At 38.4% G+C, this 11,672-nt stretch carries 7 protein-coding genes and 1 other RNA gene; 1 reads left to right on the forward strand and 7 read right to left on the reverse strand.

All coding sequences use genetic code 11. From position 1 onward, the window contains the following. Nucleotides 1-209 precede the first annotated feature (209 nt). The 7 genes from HMPREF2728_RS08465 to recJ form a co-directional block, all read right to left on the reverse strand. Nucleotides 210-1,961: an AAA family ATPase gene (locus HMPREF2728_RS08465; protein WP_075227638.1), complete on the reverse strand. Its 1,752-nt coding sequence runs from the start codon at nucleotides 1,959-1,961 to the stop codon at nucleotides 210-212. After that, nucleotides 1,961-2,935: a hypothetical protein gene (locus HMPREF2728_RS08470; RefSeq protein ID WP_075227639.1), complete on the reverse strand. Its 975-nt coding sequence runs from the start codon at nucleotides 2,933-2,935 to the stop codon at nucleotides 1,961-1,963. Before HMPREF2728_RS08470 ends, HMPREF2728_RS08465 begins: the two co-directional genes overlap by 1 nt. 142 nt (nucleotides 2,936-3,077) lie before the next feature. Then, nucleotides 3,078-4,916 (reverse strand): excinuclease ABC subunit UvrC, encoded by a 1,839-nt coding sequence (gene uvrC, locus HMPREF2728_RS08475; RefSeq protein WP_075227640.1) that lies wholly within the window; start codon nucleotides 4,914-4,916, stop codon nucleotides 3,078-3,080. A gap of 70 nt (nucleotides 4,917-4,986) precedes the next feature. Beyond that, complete coding sequence (locus tag HMPREF2728_RS08480) at nucleotides 4,987-5,688, reverse strand: M57 family metalloprotease (RefSeq protein WP_075227641.1); 702 nt, start codon at nucleotides 5,686-5,688, stop codon at nucleotides 4,987-4,989. Nucleotides 5,689-5,795: 107 nt separating this feature from the next. Next, the gene (locus tag HMPREF2728_RS08485; RefSeq protein ID WP_075227642.1) at nucleotides 5,796-6,575 is read right to left on the reverse strand and encodes an alpha/beta hydrolase; all 780 of its coding nucleotides are present in this window, start codon (nucleotides 6,573-6,575) and stop codon (nucleotides 5,796-5,798) included. 65 nt (nucleotides 6,576-6,640) lie between these two features. Next, the gene (locus tag HMPREF2728_RS08490) at nucleotides 6,641-8,302 is read right to left on the reverse strand and encodes a ribonuclease J (RefSeq protein ID WP_075227643.1); all 1,662 of its coding nucleotides are present in this window, start codon (nucleotides 8,300-8,302) and stop codon (nucleotides 6,641-6,643) included. A gap of 553 nt (nucleotides 8,303-8,855) precedes the next feature. Continuing rightward, nucleotides 8,856-11,081, reverse strand: coding sequence for a single-stranded-DNA-specific exonuclease RecJ (gene recJ / locus HMPREF2728_RS08495; protein ID WP_075227652.1), 2,226 nt, complete (start codon nucleotides 11,079-11,081; stop codon nucleotides 8,856-8,858). Nucleotides 11,082-11,287: 206 nt separating this feature from the next. Between recJ and ssrA the strand changes: the two genes are divergently transcribed. Further along, nucleotides 11,288-11,635, forward strand: a transfer-messenger RNA (tmRNA) gene (gene ssrA / locus HMPREF2728_RS08500). The last annotated feature ends 37 nt before the right edge of the window (nucleotides 11,636-11,672 follow it).

Below are 11,672 nucleotides of genomic sequence, written 5' to 3' on the forward strand. Positions count from 1 at the left end.
TAACCTAGGGAAAGTTTAAGTGTTGTAGTCATCTCAGAACCTAAGATATACTCATTTCATTTCTTAAGAGAAACCACACAAATAGATATTTCTCTATTCAGATGAAAAAGCTGAGTTAATATGGAGAGAGAATATATCTTAGACTATAATAATCCGTTCTAATTTTTTAGTTATCTACTTTAATCATTCCAACATTTTAAAAATTCATATTAAATTTCCGTATCAACTGCCCTATTATTTGTTTTGACCATTGCTCTGACCTGCTGGCGTTGTTCCTCATTCAGATTCAACTTCTGTAGTTGTTTTTCAATACTAAATTCTGAGGTATTGTATTTCTTATCATACATCTCTAATAATTTATTACGAAGAATAGGCTCGCTAATTAAATGAATTTCTTTTAATAGTTCTTCTTCATTTCCTTTTTGCACTTCTTCTCCATTCAGTCTACTTATCATAGAATCAATTTTCTCTAAGGCAAAATCACCATAAATGTTATCAATCAAATTTTCCTTCATGATTTCTTGGATATTCTTAGCAAACGTATTTTGCAATATTTTTCCTTCTGAATATCCCGTATCTTGATTCTTTTCAATCATAATCACATTTCCTGGTTTAATATCCGAAAGCATATAAGGGGAGTGGGTTGTGAAGATGAGTTGAATTTTTTTCTCCTTTCCCTCAGTTCCTAATATTTCAGAAAGATTTTTTATAAGAATGTTAATTAATCTCCTGGACCATTCTAGATGCATTCCTGTTTCTAATTCATCAACTATCAGTATGATATCCTCAGTATTTTTTTCATACATAAGTAAATACGAATAAACTCGTGAAAATATTTCAATCAAGTTCCCTTCTCCAGTTGACATATGATAATCAGGAGTCTCGTTTAACGCATAATCTTTATTATATTTTTCTAAAGATTTATAACGATCATTTACTAATTTTTTCGATTTTGTATACCGGAGTAATTTGTCACTAAGTTTCTCAAATAAAGATCTATTATTATTGGCGTATTTCAACAAAATTGAAGAAGATTCATTATCAATTAAAGAACCATTTTCTCGGATTTCTCTAAAAATATTAACTATATCAATTATTGACTCAACATACTCTTTTATAATTTTCCTTGTTTCATCTTTTACTTCATTTTTGTCTAATTCTTTTACTATATCTAAAAGTAATTTAAATCCAGAGTCCTCATGATTAGAAACATTTTCTTCTAAATATTCTTTACATTCCAATAATAAACGTTCAGATAAAAATTTCTTTATTAATTTAACTTCGTCATAGAAAATATTATATATAGACTTATATATTAAAAATCCTATAGCTTTTATCTCCCTCGACATTGGTTTTAAACCATAGGATTCAATCTTTAACGAACAAGATAAAACCGAACTAATAATATTACGATCGCTCAACCACAGATATGAATGTATAAACCTTGCTAATCCCATTTGATTCAATGTTGTACGATATCTAAGGGTACCTCTTCCCCTATTTAACAAATTAACGTATAAGATATTTTGAGTCCCATCATAATATCCTGAATCAAGCTCAAAACTCCCATCTTGATTTCTGTAAAAAGGAGATTCTCCATATTCTGATAAATTAGCAACAGATAAATTTTGGCGAGAAACCTTAAACCTTACTTTATTTTCATGTTTTCCAATTTCAAAAAGAAAAAAATATTGATTATCAAGTTCTTGTTCGAATTTATCTGGTAAGTAGTCACTAATTATGTTTAAAACTGTTGTCTTCCCAGTCCCATTTATTCCAACTATTGGCGAAATATTATAAATAGACTCTCCATAAAAGTTTTCAATATAGTCTGGATTTTTATCAATTTTAAGTACATTCGTTTCAAAGTTAAAATCAACTTTATATTCGTCAGAAAAATTAAAAACCTCTTCTTTAAAAAGTTCATTATATCTTTTAATCACCAAAGCAATCAATGCCATTACTTTTCTCCTATCAATCCTATTTCTCTACCAATATCTGCAACCATCTTCGAGAGTGGTCTTTTCCCATAATTTTCTTTGTCCGTGTAGTGACCTGTTATAAAGCGATTCAACTCAGCTTGACTCAATTCAAAATTTGGTTGATTTAAGATTTTTGACAAACCTTCTCTATAACTATCTGTATATACTTCTTTTTTCCAAATCAATTCATTGACTACATCAATGTGGCTTTGATATAGTTCTTCTATACCCAAAATACGAATCCCATTTTTAAAGTCTGGATTACAAGAATCAATTTTTATTTCAATCTTATCAGTAGACTTTGGAATGTATGTAAACTTTACATCATCGAATGGAAAACTGCTATCATAAGGACTATGTTTTAAATCCTTATTTAATTTCACATGATTGCAACTATAGCAACTAGGGATTAAATTATAAAATGAAACAGCAAACAGCGGATAGCTGTCTTTTGGAAAAAAATGGTCGAGTTGAGCAGTATTTACTACTTTAGTCTGACCGTTAATTTCTTGTTTGCAACCTGGACATTCTTTTTCAGTCCCATCAATTACCAATAACTCTTGATTACAGTTATTACATTGAAGGAATTTATATGTTGAACTTATATAATTACGATTACAATACGGGCATACCGAAACGTTTTTTAAATCAATTATTTTCTTTCTCAGTTCAGAATCAATCTTGTCGTAGGATTTTTTTAGATACTCTGCTAATCTAGGTTCTTTATCTACGAAATTATCCAAGAATTCTTTAATATTCTCTAAAAATGAATACTCACCAGTCATTATCTTTAGAAAAGCATCTTCTTCACTTGCTAGTTCTTGTACATTGCTGGCTACCCAACTATTTAAATCATTTTTAAATTCAGGATAATTTCGAAAATTCATTTTTTTATATAATTCTAAGCAAATTTTTTCAACTTCAAACGGATTTGATTTTTCTATAGGTATCATAACTGATTTTCCATTCTATCACAATAGACTGTTCGCAAAATCTTGATTGACATGTTAATCAAGATTTTGCTAAGGATTCTGCAATTCTGCTTCTAAGGATATCACATTGCCATAATTACTGATAAAATTGGGATTTTATAGTTCATGATTTTCCTTCTGTTTGGTAATTTACTCTTTCTTCTGCTACCTGAGCTAGTTCTACGCGTTCTTGGGGATTCAAGTGTTGGTGAACAGCCTCTGCTACTGCTCTTGGTATACCAACTGCGACAATCTCATCCACGCTGGCTTCCTTGATTTTTGTCAGAGATTTGAAATATTTCATCAAGTTCTGCTTGCGTTTTGGACCCAAGCCTTCAATTCCATCCAATTGAGAGGAGAAGGAATTTTTAGAGCGCAGTTGACGGTGGAAGGTGATCGCAAAGCGATGGACCTCATCCTGAATGCGTTGTAGGAGGAAAAATTCCTGCGAATTACGAGACAGCTCTACCACCTCAAGCGGATCTCCAAAGAGCAATTCATGGGTTTGGTGCTTATCATTTTTTTGCAGACCTGCAATGGGAATATCTAACCCCAACTCTTCTTGAATAACCTGCTTAGCGATATTAACCTGACCTTGACCACCATCAATAACAATTAAGTCAGGCGGGGTCAAGCCATCACGTTGAACTCGACCATAGTGTCTGCGGATAACCTCTCGCATGCTTGCATAGTCATCTGGTCCGACCACCGTCTTAATCTTGTACTTGCGGTAATCCTTCTTGCTCGGTTTCCCATTGACAAAAACAACCATGGCAGAAACTGGACTAGTCCCCATGATATTGGAATTGTCAAAGGACTCGATACGGACTGGGGTTGGAATTTGTAAGAGTCGTCCCAAGTTTTCAATGGCACCTTGAGTCTTTTCAACTGATTTTTCTAGCAGGTTAAATTTCTGCTCTAGACTAACACGCGCATTTTTGATAGCGAGATTAACCAGTTGTTTTTTCTCTCCACGTTGGGGCTTTAGAACCTTGGTATCCACCAAAGCCTTAACAGCCTCTTCATCAATATCCTGAGGAATCAAAATTTCATTAGGAACCAGATGAGATTTTTCTTGATAAAACTGCCCAACATAGGTTAGGAAATCTTCATCTGGATCATTGTAGTAAGGAAAAAGGTTGACATCACGCTCAATGAGCTTACCTTGGCGGACAAAGAATACCTGAACGCACATCCAACCCTTATCTACATAATAGCCAAAGACATCGCGATTTTGGAGATCCTTGGCCATAACTCGTTGCTTGGTCCGAAGGGTTCCAATGGCCTGAATCAGATCTCGATATTCAGCTGCACGTTCAAATTCCATACTCTGAGCTGCCACATTCATCTTTTCCTTGAGGTCATCGATGATTTTGTCATCCTGACCCTTTAGAAAATCAGAGACTTCTTGAGCCATGGCTTTGAAATAAGCCTCGTCTTTCTTACAGATGGTGTGAGCCATGCACTGGCCAATATGGTAATAGAAGCAGACCTTTGATGGTGGATTGGTACACTTACGAAAAGGAAAAATCCGATCCAATAGCCGTTTAATTTCATTGGCCGCGCCCACATCCGGATAGGGACCAAAATAGAGACCTCCGTCTTTCTTGACCTGACGGGTGATAATCAAGCGAGGATAGCGTTCATTGGTAATTTTAATGAAAGGATAGGACTTGTCGTCCTTGAGCATAATATTGTACTTAGGCTTGTTTTCCTTAATCAAGTTGATTTCCAGAAGGAGGGCCTCAATATTAGACTCCGTAACAATAAACTCAAAGTCCACAATTTCAGACACCAAGGCTTCTGTTTTGGTATCATGACTCCCACGGAAATAGGACCGTACACGGTTACGTAGATTTTTAGCCTTTCCTACATAGATAATCGTACCGTTTTTATCCTTGTGAATGTAACAACCAGGGCTGGTCGGCAAGAGCTCTAGTTTTGATTTAATCAAGTTATTCATAGTTCCATTATAGCAAAAAGCCCCCTTCATTGCTTACATCAAGGAGCTCTATTTTTCGTTTGAAAATCACTTATTCTCCAGACTCATAAAGTTCTTGAACTGCTTGAACATCTTGAGCCTGAATACCATAATAAGAACCTGCTGGCTGCATGACTGACACTTCATTAGTATGTTCCAAGCCAATGGCATGACCTAGCTCATGCTCTGCCGTATGCAAGATACGATCATAGGTATAGCCATAGTTTGGATTGGATAGATAATAATGATTCAAACGAACCGTTACGGAAGTGAATTGTTTGGTTAGGAGATTTGTTTGACTCTCTGCTTCGCCAGCAACAGATGTGGAACCATCGTTCATTTCGGTAGCGAAAATATTGGCCTGATTCGGTTCTGTTACAAGCACAAAGTTAAAAGTACCGGTCTGATTCCAGTTTGCAATAGCTTCAAGGTAGGCCCTTTGGAAAGTCGCATCCATTTGAGGATCGATATAAATAGTTGCCTGCGCTTGGGGCCATTTTACTCCTGAATCTTGATGATGGTCGGTCTGAGACAAGCCTTGTAACTTACCAGTTTCTTGCCATTGATGCCAGCCTGCTTGACCAACTTGAACAAGTTGCCCCGCTTGATTTAAGACACCAGATAAATCCCCTGTCATATACCAGAGAATCCCTAAAGCAATGAGAATTAAGACTACAAGAGTCCACACAAGGCGCCAGATCATGCGCCAAATCCCTAGTAACAATCGACATAGAACACGAATAATCCAGAACATGATTTCCCGCCTTTCCTAAAAAAATAAGAATCCATCTTTTAGTCCTGGTTTCCCATTCTAAAGATAGATTCCTTATTTTACTTAAGTAAGCTGAAAGAAAACTAAAACTAAGACAAGCGTTCTTCCAAAACAAAATCAATCGGCAGCGTAGCCAAAAAACGTTCTAATTGTTTTTCCCAATAATACCACTCGTGCGTTCCAGCGCTATGGCTATAAGTCACATCAAAGCCTAGTTTTTTGAGATTTTTCACTGCTAGATTATTGGCTTCATACAAGAAATCTTGCTCGCCACACCAAGCCCAGAGTTTGGTATTCTTGTCTGACTTTTTAGCAAGGCTTTCCAGCGAAAAAGGACTAGTTTCCCAATTATCAAGCTTACCAAAAACACCTCGCCAGTAGGCACGCGTCCCTAAATCTTGGCTCTCAGGAGAAAATTCCTCGAAGCTAAGTGCCCCAGAAAAGCTAGCTGCATAGGAGAAACGGTCAGTTGACAGTGCTAACTTAAAGGAACCATAGCCTCCCATTGATAAACCAGCGATAAAAGTCTTTTCACGCTTGCTAGACATATTTGGGAAGAAACGTTTTAATACTTTAGGTAACTCTTCTGCCAAGGCAGTATAATAATCAAAACCATATTGAGTATCTGTGTACCAGCCATTACTTGTATTAGGCAAGACAACAATCAGATTGGTCCCTCGCAACAAGCGCTCTACATTGGTCCGTTTGAGCCAACTGTTGTGATTCCCTGACATCCCATGAAGGAGATAAAGAACAGGAATATCTGTAGAATCTGGCTCCTCAACCCGAGACGCATCAGGGTAGAGAACATTCACTCCCCACTCCATATCTAAAACTTCTGAGTAATACTCAATCTTCATTACTGCCATAACTTGCTCCTTATTCATTTAAGATAAGAAAAAGCCGAAACTCGACTTTCTCTTGCTATTTGATCCTATTTTGCTTCCATGACTACTGGTAAGATAGCTGGGCGACGCTTGGTTTGGTCAAAGAGGAACTTGGCCAAATTATCACGCACCTTACCTTTGAGCTCTGCCCAATCAAACTCTTCACCTTGTAGATAGTCTTCTACTGTTTGATTGACTAACTCTGTACTTTCGCGCAAGATATCACGGCTCTTCTTGAGATAGACAAATCCACGCGTGTGCACTCGAGCTTTAGCAATGATTTTTTTCTCACGACGGTTAACAGTGATAGCCACGATGAAAATCCCATCTTCTGACAAGACCTTACGGTCACGAAGAACGACATTCCCGACATCTCCAATAGCATTCCCGTCAATCAAAACATCGCCTGCTGTAACTGCACCAGATGGAACAAAGTCCCCATGCTCGTAAGACATAGTAGTCCCTTTTTTAGGGATAAAAATACGTTCTGGTAGCATACCAACTGCCATAGCAGCCTTAGCATGGGCATCCAACTCACGGTATTCTCCTTGGATTGGGAAGAGATATTTAGGTTGCAAGAGGTTGATCATCAATTGCAAATCACGCGCATTCCCATGTCCTGACACACGCAAGCTATGAGTAATTGGCTTGACAACTCCACCTGCTTGGTAGACCATATTTTCTACACGTGCCATAACCGCTTCCTTGGCGATTGATGGTGTTGTAACAATATAAACTAGGTCACCGTCTTTGATTTCAACATAACGGTGACGACCGATAGACATCTTGCGTAGGCCGTTAATCGGTTCACCCATACGTCCAGTTTCAAGAATGATCAACTCATGATCTTCAAAACGAGACATATCTTTTGGCTTAATCAAAAGATTTTCACTTGCTAAAGACAATTTTTTCAGACGAATAGCTGTACGGACGATATTTTCAATATCAAATCCTGTCAAAACAACACGGCGTCCTGTCTCCGCAGCTGCGTCAAAAACCTGCTGGATACGAGAAAGGTTACTTGCAACTGCAGCAACGATGATGCGTCCATCCCAGTCAGAGATGGTTTGCGTGATTTCTACACCAACTTCATTTTCACTGGCTACTTGGATATTGCTATCTGCATTCGCAGAATCACTTAGAAGAGCCAGGACTCCTTCACGACCAATCTCTGCCAATCGACCAAAGTCAGTGGCATAGGATTCACTAGCCGTTTGGTCAAACTTGAAATCTCCTGTGTAAACAACATTTCCTTCAGCCGTTTTTAAGACCACACCCAAACTTTCTGGGATAGAGTGGGTTGTACGGAAGAAGGACACAACAGTCCCACCAAAATCAATCTCTGTATTTTCATCAATCACATGGAAATCATCAAATTTCTTGACACTGTCATTTCCCTTAACAAAAAGCTTGGCAAGTTCAATGGTCAGCTCTGAGCCAAATACAGGAACCTTAGCTTCTGCCAAGAGATAAGGAAGGGCGCCAATCGCATCCGCATGCCCGTGTGTTAAGAAAACCCCAGCAATACGGTCGCTATTTTCAAACAAATAGTCCATGTTGGGAATAACGACATCGACACCCAACTGTTCATTTTCAGGGTATTTCAAACCTGCATCTAATACAAAAATCGAGTCGTTAATTTCTGCGATGTACATGTTCTTACCATTTTCACGTACACCCCCAAGTGTTGTTAATTTAATAGTATTCATCTTTCCTCCGAATAGTCACTTCAACTGTTTGTAGAGCTTTAAATGCTCTCTTTTTCTGAAAGTCCAATTCACTTTCAGCCGAATCTTTTCCATTCATTATACCATTTTTTTACTAATTTTCAAAATGAAGCTCACACATAATCCGACTTCAACCATCTGTTTTTATCTTATAATTACAAGATGGCTAAATTCCGACTAAGCCGTCAGATTACCTCGAATCTTCAACTACTTCGACAAGATTAACAAGTACTTCTCGGCCACAGCAGGTCTCTTTGCTCCCAACATCTCTCCCTCATCAACCTTTATATCACATACCTTTAGACATAAGCTTCTAATAAAAATCATCATGGCAAGCAACTTTATCTCTTATCACAAAAATCATACATATCCAAAAGCATCCCCTGAACAAAGATAAACTCACTTCAATCCTTTTCCCTGTTAGGGTTTGTAATCTATCAGGAATTTCTTTTCCACTTCTTTCTCCATTTTCTACTTCAACTAACTTCCACTTGACATCAAACAAAAAGAGTCAGCAAGCCAACTCTTTCTATCTCTATTCACTTTTTTCCATTAAGAAATCATAGATTTCCTGAACTGTTCCAAGAGCCATAATCTCTTGATCTTTAACAGTTTGTTTCAGCTTTTGATAAATCTGACTCTCAGCTATATCACGCTTTTCAGCCTCTTTATTCACCCTCATGACTCCATTTTCAATGGTTACAAAGCCAAGCTCTTCAAATATCTGAATCATTTTAACTAATAGAATTTGCTCAATCTTGAGATAGGCCGCCAAATCCTTGAGTTTATAGCGAATGTCAAACTCTGGAAACTGATAGATGGTTTTATACAATTTTGCAAACTGATCTCTCGTTCCATATCCCGTCAAATAGTAAGCCTTGGCTATATCATTTTTAAAGTAAAGAGCTGAAAATTCCTGCTCCTGACAGATTTTCTTAAGGAGGGATATATCCTCAGGGATATTTTTTACGACAATAGCAGAACAAGAGGTCACATCAGGTAACTCTTGCGTAAAATCCAAAACGGCTACCCCTTCTGGTAACAAGGCATTCTTGCCACGAATGTTAAAGAGCTGGACACCTTCTACACGGGCGTCAACCATCATCAACTGCAAGGTTGTTTGACCATTCCATTGGTTGACAGAAAGAGTCACTGCCAATTCCAGTTGCTTGGTCTGTGAGAATTCAGTCGCCCACTTCCCTTGACCAAAAGCAACCACCTCAAAACTGGCCTCACCTTTGGAAATTTTCAGCTTGAGATGAGCATTACCAGCCCCCATAACTCGAGCATTCTCAACTTGAAAATCTCGAATATAGAAGATAGGTTTTTGGTTATCCATCCCAAAAGGAGCTAGACGTTCAAAACATTTCACCGTCTCCAGACTCAAGGACTCTAAATCCAGTTCTTCATCTAAAAATAGATTGTTTCTACCTTGGGCATCTGCACCTTTTTCTCGGATATAGGCTTCCAAAAGATCAGACAAGACTTCCAACTTATCCACTTCAAGGGTCATACCAGCAGCACCTGCGTGACCACCAAAGGCGATAAACAGTTCTCGATGCGGGTCCAAGGCTTCAAAGATATCGACTGCTTCAATGCTTCGAGCACTCCCCTTGGCGCGTCCATCTTCGATATTCAAGACAATAACTGTCTGACCCAATTCTTCAAGTAAGCGCCCAGCTACAATTCCAAGAACTCCCGGATTCCAGCCTTCCTTAGCCAAAACTTGAACACTTTTCTCAGGATCCACCATGCCTTTAGCTTCATCGTAAATCGACTGAACAATTTCCTTACGTTCTTCATTCTTTTGATGAATCAAAAGGGCGATTTCATGCACTTCCTCATCGTCAAATCCAGTCAACAAATCAATAGCTGGATTGGGATCATCCAGGCGTCCTAGGGCATTTAAACGTGGTGCCAATTGAAAACCAACCGTCTCTTCTGTCACATCGCTACTCGAAATCCCAGCGATTTCAAACATTTCTTGCAGGCCCATTCGTTGAGTATTGCGCAAGACCTCAAGACCATATTGGACCATGATACGATTTTCGTCAGTCAAACTGACCATATCGGCAATTGTACCGATAGCAACCAAGTCTAACAACTCAACCTGCACTTCTTCCAAAAGGGCACAAGCTAGCTTAAAAGCAACTCCACAACCCGCTAGATGTTTGAAAGGATAGTCCGCCCCTGGATGTTCAGGATGAATAATAGCATAGGCATCTGGTAAAACTTCAGGCATAGAATGGTGATCGGTCACAATAACGTCCACTCCCATAGACTGAGCCAAATCAATGGCTTCATGCCCCGCCACACCATTGTCCACCGTCACAATCAAAGACACACCCTGCTGTTCGATAAAATATTTGTAGACACTGGCATTTGGACCATAACCATCCGTAAAGCGATTGGGAAGATAGACCAGGCACTCAGCACCCAACTGTTCTAAACTTTCCTTAACAATGGAAGCAGAAGTCATCCCATCCGCATCGTAGTCCCCGTAAATGAGAATCAACTCCCCTTGCTCAATAGCATGGCGAATCCGCTCCACTGCCTTTTCCATATCATGCAGAAGGTAGGGATCATGCAAATCCTCCAAAGAAGGTTCTAAAAATTTTTTCAGACCGGTCTCATCCTTGATGCCTCGTTCAAATAACAAACGAGCTACTTCAGGTCCCAAACCAGCTTTCTTAGCTATCTTTGTAAAATCCGCATCTTCAACTTGCGGAGCAAATTGCCAATTATAAGTAGGAATTATCAAAAAAATCATCCACTCTTTCTTACGATTCTATCGTTTTATTATAACATGATTTTCAGTTTTTCTCTTGATTTTCTAACTAATTTGATGACTCTTCATCGCTCTAAACAGTCACTTTTAAAACATATACATGCCAAAGTGTCATTCCTTTTTTTACTTGACTTTTGCAATTTCCCCTCAGATAAGGTATAATAATTGTATTGTCTTTTGGGGTCGTTACGGATTCGACAGGCATTATGAGGCATATTTTGCGACTCGTGTGGCGACGTAAACGCTCAGTTAAATATAACTGCAAAAAATAACACTTCTTACGCTCTAGTTGCCTAAAAACCAGCAGGCGTGACCCGATTTGGATCGCTCGTGTTCAATGACAGGTCTTATTATTAGCGAGATACGATCAAACTTTGTCTAGCAGTTTGATAAGAGATTTATAGACTCGCAGTTTCTAGGCTTGAGTTATGTGTCAAGGAGCTGTTAAAACAATACATAACCTATGGTTGTAGACAAATATGTTAGCAGGTGTTTGGACGTGGGTTCGACTCCCACCGGCTCCATTATATTTTAAAAAGGCGGTGGGACAGAAATCGATAGACA

Origin of the sequence: Streptococcus sp. HMSC061D10, from assembly GCF_001808865.1 — a bacterium.
Taxonomy (GTDB): domain Bacteria; phylum Bacillota; class Bacilli; order Lactobacillales; family Streptococcaceae; genus Streptococcus.